Annotated in this window: 21 protein-coding genes and 1 tRNA gene; 13 read left to right on the top strand and 9 right to left on the bottom strand. The window is 30.6% G+C overall.

Annotation, left to right across the window (positions count from 1 at the left end; translation table 11 throughout):
- The first annotated feature begins 58 nt into the window (after window positions 1-58).
- A complete protein-coding gene (locus AC6EJA_RS03750) occupies window positions 59-1,561 on the top strand; it encodes an iron uptake porin (RefSeq protein WP_498503263.1) in 1,503 nt (500 codons plus the stop codon).
- A 148-nt stretch (window positions 1,562-1,709) separates the two neighbouring features.
- On the opposite strand, the gene AC6EJA_RS03745 is transcribed toward AC6EJA_RS03750, so the two are convergent.
- Together AC6EJA_RS03745 and AC6EJA_RS03740 are read right to left on the bottom strand one after the other, a co-directional pair.
- Entirely contained in the window at window positions 1,710-1,949 is a 240-nt protein-coding gene (locus AC6EJA_RS03745; protein ID WP_498503262.1) for a hypothetical protein, read from the bottom strand.
- 86 nt (window positions 1,950-2,035) lie between these two features.
- Window positions 2,036-2,701 (bottom strand): Fe2+-dependent dioxygenase, encoded by a 666-nt coding sequence (locus tag AC6EJA_RS03740; protein ID WP_498503261.1) that lies wholly within the window; start codon window positions 2,699-2,701, stop codon window positions 2,036-2,038.
- 141 nt (window positions 2,702-2,842) lie between these two features.
- Here AC6EJA_RS03740 and AC6EJA_RS03735 point away from each other — a divergent pair, with 141 nt between their 5' ends.
- Both AC6EJA_RS03735 and AC6EJA_RS03730 read left to right on the top strand, forming a co-directional pair.
- The gene (locus AC6EJA_RS03735) at window positions 2,843-3,868 is read left to right on the top strand and encodes an extracellular solute-binding protein (protein WP_498503260.1); all 1,026 of its coding nucleotides are present in this window, start codon (window positions 2,843-2,845) and stop codon (window positions 3,866-3,868) included.
- A 64-nt stretch (window positions 3,869-3,932) separates the two neighbouring features.
- Window positions 3,933-4,017: transfer RNA gene (locus AC6EJA_RS03730), tRNA-Ser, on the top strand.
- A gap of 247 nt (window positions 4,018-4,264) precedes the next feature.
- Here the strand turns inward: AC6EJA_RS03730 and AC6EJA_RS03725 are convergent.
- Complete coding sequence (locus AC6EJA_RS03725; RefSeq protein WP_498503259.1) at window positions 4,265-5,218, bottom strand: glycosyltransferase family 2 protein; 954 nt, start codon at window positions 5,216-5,218, stop codon at window positions 4,265-4,267.
- Between the two features lie 236 nt (window positions 5,219-5,454).
- Here AC6EJA_RS03725 and AC6EJA_RS03720 point away from each other — a divergent pair, with 236 nt between their 5' ends.
- Window positions 5,455-6,933 (top strand): hypothetical protein, encoded by a 1,479-nt coding sequence (locus AC6EJA_RS03720; RefSeq protein ID WP_498503258.1) that lies wholly within the window; start codon window positions 5,455-5,457, stop codon window positions 6,931-6,933.
- Between the two features lie 17 nt (window positions 6,934-6,950).
- Here AC6EJA_RS03720 and rfbB read toward each other — a convergent pair whose 3' ends face one another.
- Window positions 6,951-7,994, bottom strand: a complete 1,044-nt coding sequence (gene rfbB, locus AC6EJA_RS03715; RefSeq protein ID WP_498503257.1) for a dTDP-glucose 4,6-dehydratase — start codon at window positions 7,992-7,994, stop codon at window positions 6,951-6,953.
- Window positions 7,995-8,022: 28 nt separating this feature from the next.
- On the opposite strand from rfbB, the gene rfbA reads away from it, so the two are divergent.
- Window positions 8,023-8,916, top strand: coding sequence for a glucose-1-phosphate thymidylyltransferase RfbA (gene rfbA / locus AC6EJA_RS03710; protein WP_498503256.1), 894 nt, complete (start codon window positions 8,023-8,025; stop codon window positions 8,914-8,916).
- A gap of 29 nt (window positions 8,917-8,945) precedes the next feature.
- Window positions 8,946-9,350, top strand: coding sequence for a GtrA family protein (locus AC6EJA_RS03705; protein WP_498503255.1), 405 nt, complete (start codon window positions 8,946-8,948; stop codon window positions 9,348-9,350).
- Window positions 9,351-9,355: 5 nt separating this feature from the next.
- Here AC6EJA_RS03705 and AC6EJA_RS03700 read toward each other — a convergent pair whose 3' ends face one another.
- Window positions 9,356-10,135 (bottom strand): histidine phosphatase family protein, encoded by a 780-nt coding sequence (locus AC6EJA_RS03700; RefSeq protein ID WP_498503254.1) that lies wholly within the window; start codon window positions 10,133-10,135, stop codon window positions 9,356-9,358.
- Window positions 10,136-10,434: 299 nt separating this feature from the next.
- Here AC6EJA_RS03700 and AC6EJA_RS03695 point away from each other — a divergent pair, with 299 nt between their 5' ends.
- The 4 genes from AC6EJA_RS03695 (at window position 10,435) to AC6EJA_RS03680 (ending at window position 14,793) form a co-directional block, all read left to right on the top strand.
- Window positions 10,435-11,400, top strand: coding sequence for a GNAT family N-acetyltransferase (locus tag AC6EJA_RS03695; RefSeq protein ID WP_498503253.1), 966 nt, complete (start codon window positions 10,435-10,437; stop codon window positions 11,398-11,400).
- 89 nt (window positions 11,401-11,489) lie between these two features.
- Window positions 11,490-12,755 (top strand): NDP-hexose 2,3-dehydratase family protein, encoded by a 1,266-nt coding sequence (locus AC6EJA_RS03690; protein ID WP_498503252.1) that lies wholly within the window; start codon window positions 11,490-11,492, stop codon window positions 12,753-12,755.
- The gene (locus tag AC6EJA_RS03685) at window positions 12,740-13,681 is read left to right on the top strand and encodes a Gfo/Idh/MocA family oxidoreductase (RefSeq protein ID WP_498503251.1); all 942 of its coding nucleotides are present in this window, start codon (window positions 12,740-12,742) and stop codon (window positions 13,679-13,681) included. The genes AC6EJA_RS03690 and AC6EJA_RS03685 overlap by 16 nt, the downstream gene beginning before the upstream one ends.
- Entirely contained in the window at window positions 13,678-14,793 is a 1,116-nt protein-coding gene (locus AC6EJA_RS03680; RefSeq protein WP_498503250.1) for a DegT/DnrJ/EryC1/StrS family aminotransferase, read from the top strand. Before AC6EJA_RS03685 ends, AC6EJA_RS03680 begins: the two co-directional genes overlap by 4 nt.
- 2 nt (window positions 14,794-14,795) lie before the next feature.
- Here the strand turns inward: AC6EJA_RS03680 and AC6EJA_RS03675 are convergent, their stop codons facing one another.
- Window positions 14,796-15,533 carry a methyltransferase domain-containing protein gene (locus tag AC6EJA_RS03675; RefSeq protein WP_498503249.1) on the bottom strand — a complete coding sequence of 246 codons (738 nt, stop codon included), beginning with the start codon at window positions 15,531-15,533 and terminating at the stop codon, window positions 14,796-14,798.
- Window positions 15,534-15,747: 214 nt separating this feature from the next.
- Here AC6EJA_RS03675 and AC6EJA_RS03670 point away from each other — a divergent pair, with 214 nt between their 5' ends.
- The 3 genes from AC6EJA_RS03670 (at window position 15,748) to AC6EJA_RS03660 (ending at window position 18,113) form a co-directional block, all read left to right on the top strand.
- On the top strand, window positions 15,748-16,398 hold the full coding sequence (locus tag AC6EJA_RS03670) for a hypothetical protein (RefSeq protein ID WP_498503248.1): 651 nt from the start codon (window positions 15,748-15,750) through the stop codon (window positions 16,396-16,398).
- Window positions 16,399-16,605: 207 nt separating this feature from the next.
- Complete coding sequence (locus AC6EJA_RS03665) at window positions 16,606-16,923, top strand: hypothetical protein (RefSeq protein WP_498503247.1); 318 nt, start codon at window positions 16,606-16,608, stop codon at window positions 16,921-16,923.
- 170 nt (window positions 16,924-17,093) lie between these two features.
- A complete protein-coding gene (locus AC6EJA_RS03660; RefSeq protein ID WP_498503246.1) occupies window positions 17,094-18,113 on the top strand; it encodes a GDP-mannose 4,6-dehydratase in 1,020 nt (339 codons plus the stop codon).
- A 118-nt stretch (window positions 18,114-18,231) separates the two neighbouring features.
- On the opposite strand, the gene AC6EJA_RS03655 is transcribed toward AC6EJA_RS03660, so the two are convergent.
- From AC6EJA_RS03655 to AC6EJA_RS03645, 3 genes are all read right to left on the bottom strand, one after another.
- On the bottom strand, window positions 18,232-19,410 hold the full coding sequence (locus AC6EJA_RS03655) for a glycosyltransferase family protein (RefSeq protein WP_498503245.1): 1,179 nt from the start codon (window positions 19,408-19,410) through the stop codon (window positions 18,232-18,234).
- 105 nt (window positions 19,411-19,515) lie between these two features.
- Window positions 19,516-19,761, bottom strand: a complete 246-nt coding sequence (locus AC6EJA_RS03650; RefSeq protein WP_498503243.1) for a 2Fe-2S iron-sulfur cluster binding domain-containing protein — start codon at window positions 19,759-19,761, stop codon at window positions 19,516-19,518.
- A 4-nt stretch (window positions 19,762-19,765) separates the two neighbouring features.
- Window positions 19,766-21,262 (bottom strand): cobyric acid synthase, encoded by a 1,497-nt coding sequence (locus AC6EJA_RS03645; protein ID WP_498503242.1) that lies wholly within the window; start codon window positions 21,260-21,262, stop codon window positions 19,766-19,768.
- Window positions 21,263-21,267 lie beyond the last annotated feature (5 nt).

The raw sequence follows: 21,267 nt of genomic DNA, 5'->3' as shown, positions 1-21,267 counted from the left end.
GAAGCTATACAATTAGATTGCCCAAATTATTTTTGGGCATATCCGTGTGAGGAATTAAATGAAACTTTTCCAGCAATTGCTGGTGGCACCTGCTGCATTGGGCCTTTTGGCACCTTTGGCTGCAAATGCCGCTGAATTGAACATCAACGAAGTTTCTGGTTACGCTTCTTCTTCAGAAGTACAGAGCTTCTCTGATGTTTATCCAACAGACTGGTCTTACCAGGCTTTGACATCTCTCGCTGAGCGTCATGGCTGTGCTGTTGCAAATCCTTCAGGCAGCATCACTCGTTACGAAGCTGCTGCACTTTTAAACAAGTGCCTAGGAAACGTTGCTCAAGTTAACGATGAAGAACGTCGTTTGATCAACGAATTCGCTCCTGAGCTTGCTGTCATTAAGGGACGCATTGATGGTTTAGAATCTCGCGTTGGCGAATTCGAAGCTGGTCAATTCTCTGATACAACAAAATTAACAGGTAAGGCTTCTTTCATTGTCGGTACAGTTAACAGCGACACTGCTGGTGCTGTTGATAACGCATTGACAATGGAGTACATGTATACATTGAACATGAACACCAGTTTCACTGGTAGAGATCTACTGTATGCACGTATTAAGACAGGTGATGTAGAAGGCTACTTTAAGGACAAAAGCGAAGGTACTTATTTAAGTGCTGCTGGCAGTGGAGCAGCAAGAAATTCTGCTGATTCAGGTACTGAGTACAACATTCTTAAAGTTGACAAAATCTGGTATCAATTCCCTATCGGTGACCAAGTAACTGGTTGGGTTGGACCAAGAATTGAAAACTACTACATGCTTGCTAGTGCTCCTTCAATTTATCAGCCAGTATTAAAACAGTTCGCCCTTGGTGGTAATGGTCCTGTTTATGGATCAAGCACAACTGGTGGTTTCGGTCTTGCTTGGACTCAGTCTGTTGACGATCCTTCTAACGCAAGATGGGCTGTCAGTGCAGCTTTCACCTCAAAAGGTACAAAAGCTGATGATGAAGGCCAAGGTCTCTTTGGTGAATATGCCCAAACAGCTCTTCTTACAAAAGTTGAGTATGGTTCACCAAGATGGCAAGTTTCTATTGCTGCAGCCTTCAAAGACAGAGGCTGGACAGACGAGTACTTTGCAACAACTCGTGCACAACAAAGAGCCGCTGAAAGTTCTGAAACTGCAATCGGTCTAAGAGCTTACTGGAAGCCTGAAGAAGTTGGCTACATCCCAGCTATTCAGTTCGGTTATGACACAACCACTATCGACAACAACCTTACATACGTTAAGGAAGCCGATGGCTACATGGTTGGTCTTGGCTGGAAAGACGTTGTAGTTGATGGAAACAAAGCTGGTGTAGCTTTTGGTTCAAGATTATCTGCTAGCAAGTTCGCTTCTGGCAGCGCTTTGACTGAAACTGCTGAGGATACATTCTCTTGGGAAGCATATTATGAATTCCAAGTTAACGACAACGTTTCTGTTACTCCAACAATCTTCAGCAACGACGATCCTGCTACTAACACAAACGACAACACTGGTTACGTAGTTCTTACTAACTTCAGATTCTGATTTTTCAATCATTCTGATTGTGTAAAAAAAGCGTCCCTAATGGGACGCTTTTTCTTTTAGATTTTTTGTAATTTTCAACAAACCCTAAAAAAAGCGCCCCATTAGGGGGGCTTTTTTGTATTGAATAGTCTTTATATTAAATTAAAATTTACCAGCAGTTTTCACCCTCTCCTATTGGTATGCATATGTCGGATTTTTTTGCTTTCTCGGCAGCTTTTTTGGCCGCTTCATCTAGTTTGCTTTTTTCTTCTATACTCTGATCCGTATTCCATTCTTTTAGTCCACCCATGTCGTGGTCATAGGCTTTTGCCGCTTCATTTGTAATTGAACCAGAAGCAAGAATTGCAGTCGCAGCAATAAAAATGCCAATAGGGGATCTTTTACCCATCAAAAAATATGCCAATAATGTATTCTGACTCTTTTTAACAATTCAGTACACATCCAATACTACTAAAAAAAGTATAAAATGTACATTCAGTCTCCAAGTCGTCTTAGGAGATTGCTGTATGACTGAAAAATTAGATCCAATTCTTCAGATCTTCCATATTTTGCAAGGATACCTTTTGCACCTGCTTCAAGATTAAATAAGTAATTTCTTTCTTCATTGCTTGATATGTAACTCTCAATCCATCCCACACAAACGACCCTCAATCCTTTGGTCACTTTTTCCACAGAGTGTAGGTATGTACTTGGATAAATTATCATTTCTCCAATTTCTAATTTAAATTTTTTTTCCTCGTTGGTTGTTTGAATACATAGTTCACCCCCTTCATAATCTTCTGGATTACTAAGAAACAAAGTAAAAGAGAGATCGCTTCTCCCTGAGGACATATATGGATTATCTACATGGGTTCCGTATCCGTCTCCACCCGAGGATTTAGTAAACATTAGTCCATGTATTTTTTTTGGTATTGTGAAGCCTCTTATTAGTGCATCTTGCATCATATATTTCTTGATTTTATTTGACTGTTCCATAGAAATGTCGCATGTACGATCAAGCTGCATATTCTTCTTTACATTTGCAGCATGAGAACCTGCCGTTTTTCTTCCATCTTCCCATTTTGCATCTTCATTAAGAATCTTTTTTTTAATTTGATTAACGTCAGATTTTATAAATAACTTTTGGATAAGATGATCCATGGAAGATTTTTATAATTCAAGGGAGACAAAAATTACGACTTAGTACAATTGCTACCAAGCAGGGTAACAATGTTTAAGCCGCATAAATCTTTCTGTAAGCATAGATATTCTATGTATTAAATAGCCATTAGTTAATTTAGTATGTTTTTTTCAAGTCGATTTTCTTCATCACTTTTAGCAACTTCCATACTTCTATCTGGAATAATCCTTCCCACAAAATCCTCTGAAAGAGAAGTTAGGGTTTATTCTGGACGCCATTACAATACCGATAGGCAAATATATAAAAAGTTCTCAGAGGAGACAGGTATTAAAGTCAGACTGATAGAGGCTACGGGAATTTCTTTAGTAGAACGTCTGAAAAGGGAAGGTTCTAACTCTAAAGCTGACGTGATTTTGTTGGTAGATGCTGCTCGAATCAGTAATGCCGCAAAATCAGGCCTTTTACAGAGTTATCGATCAGAAAAATTAGATAAAGATGTTCCAGCTGAATATAGAGATCCTCAAGGTCGATGGTATGCACTCACTAGACGAGTAAGAGTGATGGTTGCAAATCCCTCTCAAGTTGATGTTAATAAAATAAAGAGTTTTTCAGATCTAGCAGATCCCTCTCTTCGAGGAAAAGTATGTCTTAGAAAAAGGAATAGCCCCTACAATCAATCACTCGTAGCAAATCAGTTAGTCAATAGAGGAGAAGATGTAACTAAGAAATGGCTCAATGGAATGTTAGCTAATGTTTCACAACCATATTTTCCAGGAGATATTGGAATTATCAGAGCTGTGGCACAAAAAAAATGCGGAATAGGAATTGTCAACCACTACTATGTCGCCAGAATGTTGGGAGGGGTAAATGGTTTAAAAGACAGACGTTTAGCTAGAAAAGTAGACGTAATAACCCCAGATCCAGCTCACGTGAATGTAAGCGCAGGTGGTATCGCAAGGTACTCAGAAAATAAAGAAGAAGCGATTCAACTTTTAGAATATTTAGCTTCACCTAAAGGTAGTTCAGGACTAGCGGTTCCAACATATGAACATCCACTGGTTGGGTTTAATAAATCCAAAGAGTTAAGTGGTTTTCCTTCTTTTACTCCAGACAAGGTAACTATTAATCAATTAGGAGAATTTAACAAAAAAGCAATTAACCTTATGGCAGATTCAGGATGGGAATAAATTAGTTTAAATATTTTTCAGTGAGCTATATCTAATTAACAACTACAATAATAATCTTATTCCTGGAGAGGTGGCTGAGTGGTCGAAAGCGAACGACTCGAAATCGTTTGACAGGTAACTGTCCGTGGGTTCGAATCCCACCCTCTCCGTTTAAATCAGTTAATTATTTTTTTTTAAATATGTTTATCTTAATGGATATCAGTTAAGGTTAGATAAACCCTCATCTAAATTAGTTATATCTGTTCCTGTCTCCTCCTAATTATTTAAATAATATTCCAAAAAATACGCACAGAATATGCACAATCTGCAACTAATTAAGTTATTTTATACAGAAGTCTATATTTGTTAAAGTTTATTTGTTTTAATACGGGGAAAAGAAATTTAACGATAATTAATTCATCTTTTAATAAATGTTTGGGTAGTAGCAATTATATATTTCGGCCTTCCTTTTGTATTATTGTAGGATCTTGATATATAAGCTGACATTATTGATAAGGCACAAATATTTAACGATGAAAAGAATATAATTGTTAATATGATAGCTGTATATCCAGGAACATTAAGTTGTCCAAATATTTTTGCAATAAATACCATACTTCCAAATATTGAAGAAAATAAAAGACCTGTTACTCCTATTAATTCTATAAATTTAATTGGTAATTCAGAGAAAGAAAATATACTATCAAAAAAATATTTATAGGTATTTCTTAATTTCCATGAACTTTTGCCATATGGCCTTTTTAGTCTTTTTGTAGGTATAAATGTTCTTCTAAAACCAATCCAAAATAGTAGTCCTATTAACGTCGAATTAGATTCATTCATTGCGGTTAAATGTGTTTTTACTGAATTATTAAAACCAAATAAATCCACTCCTCCTGCTGGCATGTCCGGTTGTACGAATTTACTATAAAAAAACCAGTATATATTTGCAAATAATTTTTTTATGAGAGGGTCTTCCCTAAATGATCTAACTGCGATAACAATATCCGTCTCTTTTTTTTCTAATATCTTAAAAAATTTATAAATAGTCTCAGGGGGGTCTTGCAAGTCGGCTGACATGACAGCAAAAAAATCTCCTTTAGCTAGGCTCATTCCGGCAATTACAGCTTCTTGAGCACCAAAGTTTCTTGAGAGGTTAATTAATTGAGAATTAAATTTTTGAGATGGAAGATTTGATACTAAGAAAAAACTTGAATCATCAGGAGAGCCGTCGATGACAAATAATACTTCAAGATTATGTGATAATTGTTGATTCAAAAATTCTAGTTGTAGAAGTAATTTTGGTAAAGACTCTCTATTTTTAAAGACAGGTACCACTATCGAATATTTAAATTTACTATCAATATTCATTGTTTTTTGTGTAGAAAAATACTCACATATGGAGAGATATTAGTTCAATTATACTTGAAATATTGTAAACACGCTTTTTATGAGTGTAAAAGTTTCATATGCTTCTTGTTTTTCTATGATTCCATTTGATTTTTAAAATTTATAAATATATTTTGTTCTCTAATAGTCTCACTTATTTATTTATAAGTGGTATTTGTTGTATTATATTGTATAATATTTATGAACAATTTATTTATATGAATATTAAGTATAATCGTAGTATAGTTCAGAAATCTATATATTACCTTGATACAAAGTTTTGGACGATTATTATTTCGATTTTAACTTCCAAAATTATTTACATATATTATTTTAATAATAGAAGCGGCGACTTTGGACGTTATGAGAGAATTGTCGATGGAATTTTAAATGGATGCGGTTTTGCAATTCGCAATAATGACGAGATTTGTACAACAATAGTTGGCCATTTCTTCCCCGGATTCTTTTATTATATGTCACTATTTTATTCTTTTGGACTTGGTTCAAAAGGATTCCTTATCTCTATAGCTATATTGCATTTGTCTTCTGCAATATACTTGTTTTATATTATAAAAAAATATATTCGAAACATACATCTTGCAAAGTACTCATTATTATTACTATCATTATCTCCTCTAACTTATGGCTTCAATAGATTATTGTTGATGGAACCACTTCTAACAGTATTTAGTATATTTTTGTTGGCTGAAATAATAAAAATATTATACGAGGGTTTTTCTATAAAAAGTATTACTATACTTTTTATTATTCAAATACTATCACTTTACATTAAAGCAACATCTATCGTTTTTAGTATTCCTGTACTTTTAGTTGCTCTGTTCAAATTTAAACTGATTGAATTTATAAGAAAAGCCATACTTTGGATTTTAATAATAGTGCTTTCAATAGCTCCCTGGGGAATGAGGAACTTATCTCTATCAGCAACCAGACCATTTCCAAGTGTGTTGGAGTCTAACTTTATGCCTCCCAATAATTCAGGTTATTTAAGTTGGTTATCTACCTGGGTCGTAACCGAACATGAATTAGCTAGAAATGGATCTATTATTTGGAAAAACCCATTAAACTTAAACCCACAAAAAAACAGTGTTAATCCATTCATTTCAAGTTTAGAGTTAGAGTTTATTAGCAAAAGATATAAAGATAAGGACTCTTTTTCAAAAGCAGATGACGATTATTTTGGCAATCTTTCAAATCAACGTTTAAAAAAACTAGGTTTAAGCGGAATATTAGCTTTAAATCTTTCTAAGATTATGAGTATATTTTTCAATCCTATGAATTCTTGGGGATGGCCTTTAGAGATCAGTCAATATTTAAAGCAGCAAAATATTCTTTTAAATGATTCTGATATTTCATCAAAAATTTCTCTTATACTTAATCCTGAAATCTTTAAAAGAGTATTTTTAAAAGTATCCTTACTTTTTTATAGGATTATTCTTTTTTATAATTTTTTCAGTGTAACTTTCTTTTCTTTTCTAAAAGCATCACCAAAAATAAAAGTTAACCAAATCAGAAATCGTATATTATTATGTTCTATTTTTCTTTTATCTGGGATTATCTATATTATTGTATTCCAATTTAATTCTCTTGAGCATAGATTTATCTCTGTGGCTATACCCTGGATTGAATTCTCTTGTCTTTTTTATTACTTAAATCATAAATCCTCAAAAATCCAGTAAAATAATATTTTATTCGATTAATTTCTTAATGAATGTTCCCACCATTTTTGATTCATAAAATACCATTCTACAGTAATTTCTAAACCTTTCTCTAAAGATACTTTCGGTTCCCAGTCTAATTCCTTTATAAGTTTTGAAGAATCAATAGCATATCTGAAATCATGACCTGCTCTATCCTTTACAAACCTAATCAACTTTGAGGATGGACAAAAACTTAAATTTCTTTCAATTTTTTTAGCATATATATCTGCTAGTCTACATATTAAATCGACAAGCTCAAAATTAGTTAGTTGGCTATTGCCTCCAATACAATAAGACTCCCCAATTTTACCTTTCTCTAAAATCTTTATCAAAGCATTACAATGATCGCCAACAAAAATCCAATCTCTTATATTTCTACCTTTGCCATATATTTCTATATTATTACCATTTATTATATTTATTAGTGTAAGAGGGATTAGCTTTTCTGGATATTGATATGGTCCATAATTATTAGAACAATTACATATAATTGTTGGTAAATCATATGTATGATGCCATGCACTAACTAAATGATCACTAGCTGCTTTACTGGAGGAGTATGGTGAACTTGGCTTATAATTTGACAATTCATTAAATGGTAGTTCTTTTTCAGAGAGACTTCCAAATACTTCGTCTGTACTTATATGTAGAAATTTCCAATTATTGGGTTTATTTTTATGGTACCAGAATGCTTTAAATTCCTCAAGGAGATTATATGTACCAAGGATATTAGTTTCCATAAATTGATATGGTGATTGAATAGATCTATCTACATGAGTTTCAGCCGCAGAATTAATTATGTAGTTTATTTCATATTCAGCTAATAGTCTTTTAATAAGTTTTTTGTTTGTTATTGACCCCTTAATAAATTTGATTTTATTTTTCTTTATTAGATCATCTAATGAACTTATATTTGCTGCGTAACTTAGAGAATCTAATACAACTACCTTCCCTAGTTGACTTTTAGAACATATCAACCTCGTTAAATTTGATCCAATGAACCCAGCTCCCCCTGTAATCAGAATATTTTTTTTCATCATGTTACAGTAGAGTAAAAGTTAATCAAAAGTGCAGGAAGGTTCAAACCAAGATAATCAGCGCAAAGGAATAATATTGGCTGGCGGAAATGGTACAAGACTATATCCCACAACCAAGGCAGTTTCAAAACAGTTGCTTCCTGTTTATAACAAGCCAATGATTTATTATCCTCTTACAACTTTAATGCTTTCTGGCATAAAACAAATATTAATTATTACCAAACCCAATGATCTAACCTTATTTATGAATCTCATTGGAGATGGTAGAAAATGGGGCCTAGAAATTGAATATCAAACCCAGGAACAACCCAGAGGTCTTGTTGAGGCACTCCTCATTGCTGAGGATTTTATAGGAAATTCACCAATCGCATTGATATTAGGAGATAATATTTTTCATGGCGACGAATTTATATCCACTCTAACTAAAGCTAGTAGCCATGTTGGTGGAGCTACTGTTTTTGCATATTCTGTAGGAGACCCTGAAAGATACGGTGTTGTGGAATTCGACGAGCAATTTAAGGTTCAATCCTTAGAAGAAAAGCCCATAAAGCCAAAATCGAATTTTGTAATCACAGGACTATATTTTTACGATAATAGTGTCATAGATCGAGCGAAAATGATCAATCCATCAGCAAGAGGTGAGGTTGAAATAACTGATTTGAATAATAGCTATTTCAAAGATTACCAATTAAATGTAGTGCCTATGGGCAGGGGAATCGCTTGGTTTGATACTGGAACATATCAATCGCTTTATGATGCATCGGTCTTTATTAAAACACTGGAACAAAGACAGGGTCTAAAAATTGGAAGTCCTGAAGAGGTTGCATGGAGAAAGGGTTTAATAACGAAAACAGAATTAAATCACTTAGCGCACAATGAAATTGATTGCGAATATAAAGATTATCTCCTACGAATAATTGAATAAAATTTAAAGAAAATTTTTATTAGAAAACAATGAAAATAATATTTAGTAAATTAATTATCAAGAACAAGCAACTATTAAGATATTTAATTAGTGGTTTAATAAACACTGGCTTTTCTTATTTAGCTTATTGCATAGGTATTGCATTTTTACCATATATAACAGCCTATACAATTGGCTTCATAGTATCAGTAATTACTGGATATTTTTTGAATACATGTTTTGTTTTTAGAGTGGGTGTTAGCGTAAGAAATATTTTACCTTATTGCTTTGTTTTAGTTACTCAATTAGTGGTTGGGAGGGAATTATTGCAATTCTGGGTGGAATACATGCAAATAAATAAATTTTTAGCACCTTTATTAAATATAATTTTAATTTCACCATTGGCATATATTATTAACAAAAATATTACAAAAAAATATGCTAAAAATAATTAATTAATTTATCTTAAATAAAAGACTCTTATAAAATCATTGAAATTATGAAATTCATGTTCTAAATATAAAGAACCACCTTTTTTTGATAAAACATAGAAACCACCTTCTTCAAGATCAAGTTCTTTGTCGTTGTTATTAGTAAGAATATCCGAGTGCAAAACTGAATTATGAGATGAGACAATTGTGTTTGTTGACTTTTTAATTGGTAGATTTACATAAAAATCACGAAGGGTTTTAGCTCTTTCTTTTTGGTTCTCACTATAGGGCCCCTCATGAACAAGTATTCTGTGCAATGACTGAAACCCTCCAAATGCAATATCTGCAGTTTGTCTTGATCTACAACTTGGACTTGAGACAACATGGCCAATTGGAAAATTTATTGCCTTTAGATGTTCACCTATGGCTCTAGCTTGAATAATACCTCTTTTGTTTAAGCAAACAGCTTCTTTAAAATAATCATTCTCTGCAAACCTTGACCCATTTTTTCCATTGCTATGTGCGTCACTTTCAAGTGAGTCATACATCTGAACATCTATCCATTTATCTCTCTCGGCATGTCTAAAATGAAGTATGTAGCCACCATCAATTATTTTTCTAGCCCATTCTTGATCTTTTTTTGATCCAGCAAGGTCTATTTCTCTTTGATACTCAGGAAGGCCTTTTTTTATTAATAACCCTCTGTTGATGTAGAGAGTTACTAAAGATGATAATGTAATTATTGATAAAGATGTAAAAATACTTGTTTTTACAAATAAATTAAATAATGAATTCTTTGAAAGTTCCATTTTTTTTACACTATTTTTTACTATACATTCTGTTAGAAAAAAATCAGAGGTTTAATACTCTCTTTTAATAAATTGATGTAAATGGATAATTTAAAATATGCCTAGGAATTTCTCATGTATATAAATAAGAATATATAATTCTCATTTTATGAGAAGTTTAAAGGAGCTAATTAACTCTTTAAGAATATTCAGTATCTAGCTAATATTGGCTTGCCATAAAGTTGATAATTTAGTTTAATGCTACTATATTATAATAAACAAATGCCACCCTAAGCATTTGCAAATAATTTTGAATTCAAATGGACGTTAAAGAGATTAGAATTAATAAAGAATTCTTTATATCTTTAAATTATATAAATGAAAATAATTTTAGTATTTTTAATCAATCAAAATTTTTAGATCTTCATAAAAATAAGTATATCAAAAATAATTCATTTGCACTTATAGAAGTAAAAAATAATAAATGTGTAGCCATATTTAATATTTCAAAAATCTCTGAGAATCAATTTAGTTCACCATGCATTGGTTCTTATGGATCTTTCGAATTTAAAGAAAATATACAATATTATACCAAGGAAATATTTGTAAATAAAGTTTTAGAATTAGTCGATCCATATCGAAATTCAAATATATTTATTACTTTACCTCCAGAGGTCTACAATTTTGAGAATAATACTCAGCTGATTTCAATTTTATATCGTTGTGGTTTTAATATAAAAAATATAGAAACAAATCAGTATTTTGATTTGGATGACTTTGATCAAAAAAGGCATGTATCATATAATAAAAATCAGAGAGTAAAAAAATCTATAGATTTAGGCTTATCATTTAAAAGATTTGATAAAGAGGAATATCAACTTGCATATAATGTAATCTTGCAAAATAGAATAAGAAGAAAATTTAGAATTTCTATGTCTTGGGATGATATAAATAAAATGATAAATAAATTTCATGAGAAATTTTATGTTTTTGGAACTTTATATAATGAGGAAATTGTTGCATCAGCAATATGTTTAGAAGTAGTAGAAAAAATACTTTATGTTTTCTACTGGGGTGATGCTAATGGTTATGATAAATTAAGTCCTATGGCATACTTATCAAGTGAATTAATTAAGTATGCAAAACTTCATTGCTTTAATATTCTTGATATTGGAACATCTTCTAGTCAATCCTTACCTAATTACGGTTTGTATAAATTTAAACGTGAACTGGGCTGCAAAACCTGTGCTAAGTTTATATTGTCAAGACATCCTCCATTAATTTGAAATGGGATAAAAACGTAATATTTTTTTTTAAATATTTGCGAAGTATTTATAATCTAGTTAATATCAAAAAAATATATAAATTTCAATAAATGATAAATGTTATCAAAAATCAAAATGATTTACAAAATATAGAAAATAATTTCATAGTAAGTAAAGTTGATATTAATAAATTAGATAACTGGCTTTTGGGTGAGGATTTCTCCTTAAAGCATGTTTCAAATAGTTTCTATACATTTATTGGGATAATTCAAAATTCTAAGCCTTCTTTTCTAATAATTCAAAATGAGGTAGGACTTTTAGCTTCATTAAAACAAATATCTTCAGAGAAATTTCTAAATAATCATTACCTGGTTCAAAAGAAGTTTGAACCAGGTAATGAACCTCTCTTTCAGATATCACCATGCATTCAAATGACATATAGTAATTTGATGGGAAAACATGGAGGATATAAGAAAGACATAGTTTTTTTTAATGGTCTTTCCCCATCAATAATTTATTCAAGCTTACAATCTGAAGAATCTGATACTTTTTTACATAAGAAAAATTTGAATGTACTTATTAAATATTCTGATGAAATATTTGAAAGTCTTAATGTTAAAAACGAAATATTCTCGATAAATACATTAAATTTGTCTCAATTAGCTCTAAAAGGTTCTTATATTCACGCAACTTTGAGATCATTACTATTTTACGAATTCTTAGTATCAACATTAATTAATAGTCCCTATACTAGGAAATTTACATTAAATTCTTTTCAATTTTTTAATAATATTGGTGAATTAAGTTTCCTTAAGCAAAAACCTTTTACGTTTTCAAAAATTTCTGAGATATCGAAATATCACAAGGGATCTTTAATCTTAAATGGACAAGAGCAAAATAAAATATCAGGTTATAAAATACAATCTAATATTTCTTCCGAATTCAAATGGTCGCAGCCATTACTTATTATACCCCCAAAAATCTATACTCTTATAATTACATTGAAATCGAATACTATTTATATACTTTTATCAAAGGTAAATTTGCCAGGAGCATTTACAGAATTTGAAATTTCAACGACATTTATAGATCCTTTCACTGAAGATAATATTTCTATTCATACTAATAATTCTAAAGAGTTACATTCTTCCTGGCAAACTGAAGAGGGAGGTAGATTCTGGCATAGAAAAAATCTACACAAAATTCTTTACTTAAACGATAAAGATACTATGAAGATCACAGATCTACACATATGGATTACCTTAGATGATTTAAAATATATGTTTGATAATGGTTTCAATATATCATCCGAATTAAGATCAATTTCTTTTTTATTCTTTTCTTTCCTAATTTCTAACTCATGGAAATTGCAATAGTTGGCTATTCTTCAATATCAATAAGGAAGGTCATCCCCTCTCTATTAAAAATAAATTCTATAAAAAAAATTCATATCTTTTCTAGGAGAATTTTAGAAAAGGAATCTTTACCATTTAAGAATGTAGAAATATTTGTAATACATTTACTTAGAGATTTAAATGAATTCTCTAAATCAAATAAATGCCTATTATTTTATATTTCAACAGAAAATCAACTACATTTTGACCTAGCTAGAACTTTACTTGGTCATAATAATAATGTGGTAATAGATAAGCCTGCTTTTATAAGTGAGAGTGAATTTAATATATTATTGGATTTAGCTATTAAAAATCATTGCTTAATCTCAGAGGCCTTAACATGGCAATTTCATAAGCAGCTTGATCATTTATTCAATCATTTAGACAATTATGATAAATTTTGCTCGATAGAAACTAGTTTTACTATACCTCTACCAGACCAAAATACATTCAGGACTAATAACACTACTGGCTCAGGTGTTTTTTGGGATATGTGTACATATGCTATAAGTTCATATCAACTCTTAGGAGTTAATTCTTTTCCCGAAATTTCTTTCTCCCAAAATATTGGAACTCATAAACCTCAATCTTTTAGAATATCATTAAAATCGCCAGATAAACTTTTTAATGGTTTCTTTGGTTTTGGATTTGATTATACCAATAGATTAAAAGTAACTACTCAAGACAAAGTAATCAAATATCAAAGAATATTTACTTCGGAGTGTGATAAGCCTTGTATAGTTGAAATAAATGATAATTTAAAAAAGGAGTTAATTGAAGAAATAGATGATAGCTTTAAAAATTACTTAAATTTTATTATTAACATGATAATATCTAATGATTTTGAATTTGAACGTAATCTTCTTGTTGATCGCTATCAAACTATTTTCAATTTATTTGAACAATGAATAACGAATTCATACCATCTTGGACTTATAGATATGACCTAGATCGAAATAGAGGTAGCTATTTGAAATTAATAAATAAAGTTTTTGATTCTGGTAGGCTTTTATTTGGAGAAGAGCTTTTAACATTAGAAAGAAATTTTTCCTCATATATTGGCGTTAATCATTCAATTGGCTGTGACAATGCTACAAACGGAATATTTCTTTCTCTCAAAGCACTTGGTATTAGCGCTGGCGACAAAGTACTCACCGTAGCAAATACAGCCATACCGACTGTTTCTGCTATACGGCAATCAGGCGCAACTCCGTGTTTTATTGATATTAATGAGTTTGGATTAATTGATGATTCCTCTTTAGAAAAAATACTATGTAAAGAAATCAAAGCTATTATTGTAGTTCATTTATTTGGATTTCCATGTAATATGAAATCAATAATGCTATTAAGTAATAAATATAATATTCCTATTATTGAAGATTGTAGTCAAGCGCATGGAGCAACTTTGGATGGAAGAAAGGTAGGTTCTTTTGGTGATCTATCTGTCTTTTCATTTTATCCCACAAAACCTCTTGGTGGATTTGGAGACGCTGGAATTATTTGCACAAATGATTCAAAGAAAAATGAGAAACTTAAGAGACTAAGATTTTATGGAATTAATAGTAATTATATAGCTGAAGAGGACGGATATAATTCACGAATGGATGAAATTCAGGCAGCATTAATTAACTATAAACTTAAAAATTTAGATTCTAATATTAAAGATAGAAATAAAATATATAATCTTTACCATAAATATATTGATAGCTCAATAATTAAACCTTTACCAAGGCCATCGAATTGTATTTGCTCAAATTATTTGGTACCTTTTATAATTTCTCACGATCGCGACAAATTTGCTGAGATACTTAAGATAAACGGAGTTGGCACTAATATCAGTTATTCCACTCCAATTCATTTAATGCCAGCCTATAAAAGCTTAGGATATAGGGTTAATTCTTTGCCTAATACAGAGTTATTATGCAAATCTATTATTTCATTTCCAATTTTTGATTATATGCCGATAAAAATTTGTTATGAGATTATTGATAAGATTAATAAAGTCATCAAATTACTTTAACATTAAATAGTTAAATTCAAATACATTTCTGCCCCAAATTCTGGTACGTATTCAACCATTTCAGATAAAGATTTTACTATCTTCTCGTTAATTATCTCTTTATCTAATAGGTCTTGCATTTGTCTATGAGTAAAAGGTTTGAATGAGAAAAATCCTTTGTCTTTTATTTTAAATCCATTTGCCTTAACAAGGTTTATAAAATCCCTCATAGAAAATACATTATTTCTTTGAAACTTTTTTTCATTTTCTGATTTTTGATATACACTTTCTATTATGCCAGCTTTAACAGCTAATAATCTATGAAAAGAATAAGCATTAGGTACACTAATATGAATCACAGTGTCATTTTTAGCTACTTCTGATATGTAAGACAAAAACTCAGTTTGATTCTCAATTTCATGTAATAATCCAGAACAAATTATAAAATCGAAGTCATTTATCTTTTCATTAATTCCCTTAAAATATTGATTTAATATTACTATATTCTCATGTTTATTATTATTTGATGCTTTTTCAGAAGCTATCTCATAGAATTTTTTTCCTGGTTCTACTACCACATATTTATCAAAACAATTCAGATATTCAAATATAGGTTCAACTCCACATCCGATTTCTAGTATTTTTTTAGATTTGTTTTTTTTTAATTGTTCTAGAATTATATTTCTTCGGAACTTAACCATGTATTTTTCAAATGGATTATTGCTTATGTATTCTTTTTGATAGTCAATTAAGTCCCTCATTTTAGCGATTATTTTCTATATATATTTTATCTTACAAAAGTATATACTTTTATCAACTAATAAAAATGACTTATAAATTGTCAAATTTTTCTAATAATGGCCCTAGTGATATGAATTCTAAGGATTTTATCTGTTAAGATCTCTCACATATGGGCTTTTTTTTTGTGGATCTAAATGATTCAAGTCATTACTGTAAAATTATTAATAAGTTTCAATGTCAAATTTAATTAGATTTGAAGATTCTCTTTCAATCTATCTAAAATCGATATACCATATTTCTGAAAGAAAGTTTGACTCAGCTCTCGATCTTTTATCAGATTTTAACCAAATCACCAATACCAAAGATGATGTTTTATATACCTATCTCTTTTGTGGATATTTAAGATCACTTATTAAAAAACACCTCTTAGCTATTAATGATTTCTCAATGGTTATAGAATTGTCAATCAAATCAGAAAACAATCTTTTCTTACTCTCATTGGCTTTTCAGGGTAGGAGTGAAGCTAAATATAAAACTAATGATTTTAGGGGGGCATTTTATGACTTACTTAAAAGTCAAAAATATTTGAAGCTTTATGAAAATAAATTTAATGAAACTATTCAATCTGTTCTTAACAGATGTTTATTATTTGATTTACAGCTACAACTTAACTCTTTAGAAAATCTTAGATTTCATCTTCTTAGTAGAATCAATGAGAGCATAGTTAGCAAGTATGATCTAATCACTGATTATAAAAAAAGACTAGATAAACAAAAAAGATTAGATATTTATAATAAGCTTAAAAAATCAAGTGAGATATTTTTCTCGAAAGGTGACTATAAGCGTTCTATCAAGGCGCTTAGACGAGCCATTAGATACCTTTGATAGACACAATATTTACAAGTTAAGATTGTATTCAGAGTAAAAATACTATATGTTCAATTTATTTAAATAATTATTGACAATTTTGTCTTAGCAAAAACTTGTGATCATGAATGCTTATAAATTCAGCTCTATTGTATGAAAAAATACACATAAGCTCGCAATTTAAAAGAAAATAAGCTAAGTTTTTTGAATATTCATTCTTAGACAATGTTACGTAAACAGGAAAAAAATGCTATTACAAGAGGCTCCCTTCTTCTTTTGGGTTGGGGAATTGGTTTAGACAGATTTTATGAGGGAGATAAGAAAGGTGGGATTTTGTCGATTTTTGGTTGGTCGATAATCTCCATTTCTTTCCTCTTTCTTAAATGCTCCGGTTTTGAGTATGTAGATGGTGTCAAAGACTACTCTAATTATGAAGCAAACCCTTTTATCGTATTGCCATTAGTTGCAGCAGCAATAGGCCTTTACTTGATAATTCGCAAAGCATTTACATTAGCAAAACAATTTGAAAATGCTGCTGATTAAACATTCCCATCTGATAAAAATTTATACTTTTACAAAGATAGATATTATGACATATGATGATTTTAAATAAAAGAACTTAATAATCATGCTTGATTTTTAATTAATTTTTATCTATATTTTTTTATTTCGATTATATATCTGTATATGTTATGATTTAACTTTTAAAGATAATGTCTCTAACTTTTCTAGTTATTGGTAGTAATAGTTTCAGTGGCTCAAATTTTATATCTTATTTATTAAAAAATTCATATAAAGTTATAGGAGTCAGCAGGTCGAATGAACCAGACAGTCTTTTTCTCCCATATTTATGGGGCAACATTAACTTAAGTAAAGAGCAATCTTCTGAGAAAAATTTTCAATTTTATAAATATGATTTAAACAAAGAAACTAAAGAAATAGTTGCTCTAGTTGATAAATTTAAGCCTGAATACATTGTAAATTTTGCATCCCAAGGAATGGTTGCAGAGAGTTGGAAAAATCCACTCGATTGGTATAAAACAAATTTAATATCTCAGGTTAATTTGCATGAAATGCTTAGAAAGAGATTGTTCATTAAAAAATATGTTCATGTTACTACTCCAGAAGTTTATGGCAGTACTGACAATGGGTGGTTAAAAGAATCAGAAATCTATTCTCCAAGTACTCCATATGCTGTTAGTAGAGCCGCTTGCGACCTTCATCTAAAAAGTTTTTTTAAAGCTTACGATTTTCCCGTGGTTTTCACAAGAGCTGCGAATGTTTATGGACCAGGTCAACAGCTTTATAGGGTAATACCACGCTCATTTTTGAGTGCACATACTAGTAAAAAGATGAAATTACATGGTGGTGGTATATCTGAGAGAAGTTTTATACATATTGATGATGTTGCCTCTGCGACTTTATCTATTTCATTAAATGCAATACCAGGGTCCTCATGGCATATCTCTACAAAAAAATCAATTTCAATAAGAGAATTAGTTAATAAGATCTTTAATTTAGTAGGAGCACCATTTGAAAAATATGTTGAGATTTCTGAAGAACGATTAGGTAAAGATCAAAGTTATCTTCTCGACAGTAGTAAATTGAGAAATGAATTAAACTGGTTTGACCAGATTAATTTGGAAAAAGGTTTAAATTCTACAAATGAATGGATAAAGGAAAATTTGGATTCTCTAACCAAAATGAGTTGGGAATACAAACATAAGGCCTAAAAATAGATTCATAATTATTTTCAATAGATAAAAATTATATATAGATCGACAAAAAACATTTTTTTATTACCCAATATAAATTAAATGTTTTATATTATTTACCAATTTATTTAATATATTATTGAAAATGATAACTCCTTATTTCTTTATACAAATCATTATATTTACAGACGGCTTTTTCTAAGGAGTAATATTTATATGCTAGTTTTCTTGATTGAAAACTTACTTGTTGATTCTTAATCCTATCAAATAATTCATGAGCACTCTTATAATTATTCATTATTTCTCCGTCAAAATTATTAATTATTTCGACAGAAGATGATTCTGCGGCAAGCCTTTCCATCGCAGCATTTCCTTTATTACCAATAATATAAAGACCGGCGGAAAGATATTCTCCTATTTTTGTTGGAGAACTCATTCTTATCCATTCTCCTCTACTAAGAAATACAAAACCACAATCATATGTTCCAAGATATTCATAGATTTCATCGGTTTCATAACTCTTTATGGAAAAATTCTTTATAGGGAAAGAACATCTTTCTCTTTCTTTCTCAATTAACTCATGATCCCCTTTATTTATAAAGTCAATTGTGCAATCAATTTTATTAGAAATCATGTTATTTACAAATTTCATGACCTCATAAACGTTATAGGGCGGAAATCTTCCTCCACCGAGGTGTACAAATCTAATTTTTTTAGTGCTTGATTTTGTACTGAGCTTGAATTTATCAATATTTGTAGATGTTGATATAGTTTTTATTGGAATTTCTAATTTATATTTCTTGTCTAAATATTCTTTACCTGATTTATCAAGAACTACAATTCCGGCCGCATTTTTAATAGTTTGATCATCGAATTTTTTCAAAATCCTATCCAAAAATGAACCATTAGATGTTCGTCCACCATCTGCCCATTGCCCCCAAAAAGCCCTTATGTCATAGATGTAATTAACTTTAGATAATGATAATTTAAAAATTAATGCTGAATAACCACCTCTCAAATGAACTATTCTAATACTATGCTTTAAAATTATATACCTTATTAATAATGCACCTAAAAGAAATCTTTTTAGAACATTAAACTTATTCCTATTAAAAGTCAATCTGTACCACTTAATACCTTTTCCCTTAAGAGTTTCATTCAATTGCAATATTTTCTTCTTGCCATATTGTTCTTTTTCGTAGCTAATAATAACAAACTTATTTAATTCTGAATTAATTCCATATATGTAGGGCAAGATTTGACTTTGTCCTAATGGATCCAATAAGCCATCGTAAGTTATGTAGAGATATTTCACAAATCAAAAAAAGTATTCATCAGTATATTACTTGTATTTTAACAATATACAAGTACTTAATATATTAATAAAGGGTTTAAAATACATTGTTCAAAAACAATTAAATTACCAGTAAATATCATTACTAAAATCAACTGCGATTGGTTTGTTTTTATTAGATTTAATATTAACAGTGCAAGATTTTACTGTTTTACCGTTTACTTCAATTTCACATGCTCCACAACTGCCTCTCTTACAGCCTAAGGGTATTTCTACACCAGCTTTCTTTGCTGCTTCTAACCATGATATCTCACTATTTTCATAACTAACTTTTCCATTTGGCCAATTAATTTTAATTAGATTATCTTTCATATTACTAAAATATTCTTCCAATATTTATATTATTTTCAAAGTTATCAGTTAATTTATCTAAAACTTTGTTTCGCATGTAATTATAGTTTTCAATCTTGGTTTCTAAGGAACTAAATCCATTATTCGCTCTTAGCTTGTTTAGAAAAACTCTTCGCCATTCCCCGTTATCAAAAATACCGTGGAGATAACAACCTGCAATAAAATTTGATCTATCACCACTAACAACCCAACCTAAATTATGCGTTGTTGAAAATTCAAAAAATTTCTTGTCACTTTCTTTCAAGGGTCTGCTATCTCCATGATGAATTTCAAATCCAGATACATTCATTGTCTCTGGCCATAATGTATCTATGTTTTGCTGGCTTAGCCTCTTGGCGTTATTGAATGTTGTTTTTATTGGGATAAGATTTAACCCCTCAATTGGTAAAGAGCTATTTGAGGTTATGGAACCTTCTATATTTTTCTGATCCTCTAGTGTTCTTCCGAGAATCTGCATCCCTCCACAAATTCCAAATATATTCCCACCTGCTTTGGCATACCCCTTTATTTCTTTGAAGATCCCAGTCTTCTTTAAGAATTCCAGATCTTTTATGGTTTGTTTGCTACCTGGAATGATCAGTAAATCAGGGTTTCCTATCTTTCCAGGCTTGCTTACCCAGTTTATATTCACAGTTTCCTCATCTTCAAGAGGATCAATATCAGAAAAATTACTTATTGAGGGTAGTTTTATTACCGAAATTTCTATTTCTCCATAATTAGTAGACTTATTTCTATTAATTAAGTCAAGTGAATCTTCTGCTGGAAATAATTGATCAAGCCAGGGCATTATTCCCAAAACAGGTATACCTGTTTTACTTTCTATCCATTCTTTACCGGAATCAAATAAGGAAATATTTCCCCGAAAACGATTGATAATTATTCCCTTTATTAGTGCTCTCTCATGTGGCTTCATTAAGGATAATGTTCCAACAATTTGAGCGAAAACTCCCCCTCTTTCAATATCTGATACGAGAATACAATTTGCTTTTAGGTAAGTTGCTAATTTTAAATTAGTAAGGTCACGATGTTGAAGGTTTACTTCGACAGGGCTCCCGGCACCTTCTAAAACTAAGACTCCATTTTTGTGTTTTTCTTCAAGGATTTTTAAACCTTTTTTTATTGCCAGCCAGCCACTGTCAAACCAATTTTCATAATATGAAGCTGCTTTTGTTGTTCCTACACTTTTCCCAAGATGGATAACTTCGCTTGTTTCATCTCCTTTTGGTTTAAGAAGTACTGGATTCATCGCTGATATTGGCTCTAATTCTGAAGCCCAAGATTGAACAACTTGTGAATAAGCCATTTCACCTCCATATTTATCTACCCAAGCGTTGTTACTCATATTTTGACCCTTGAAAGGGATCGGCTGATGTCCTTTCCTTAAAAGATGTCTACATATTGCAGCGGTCATAAGTGATTTGCCACAACCACTTGATGTGCCAAGAATCATTAGGGGATTCATTTCAG

The sequence above is a fragment of the Prochlorococcus sp. MIT2309 genome (assembly GCF_059772305.1).
The sequence above is the reverse complement of the archived record's forward strand: the minus strand, read 5'-3'. Positions and strand labels throughout refer to the sequence as shown.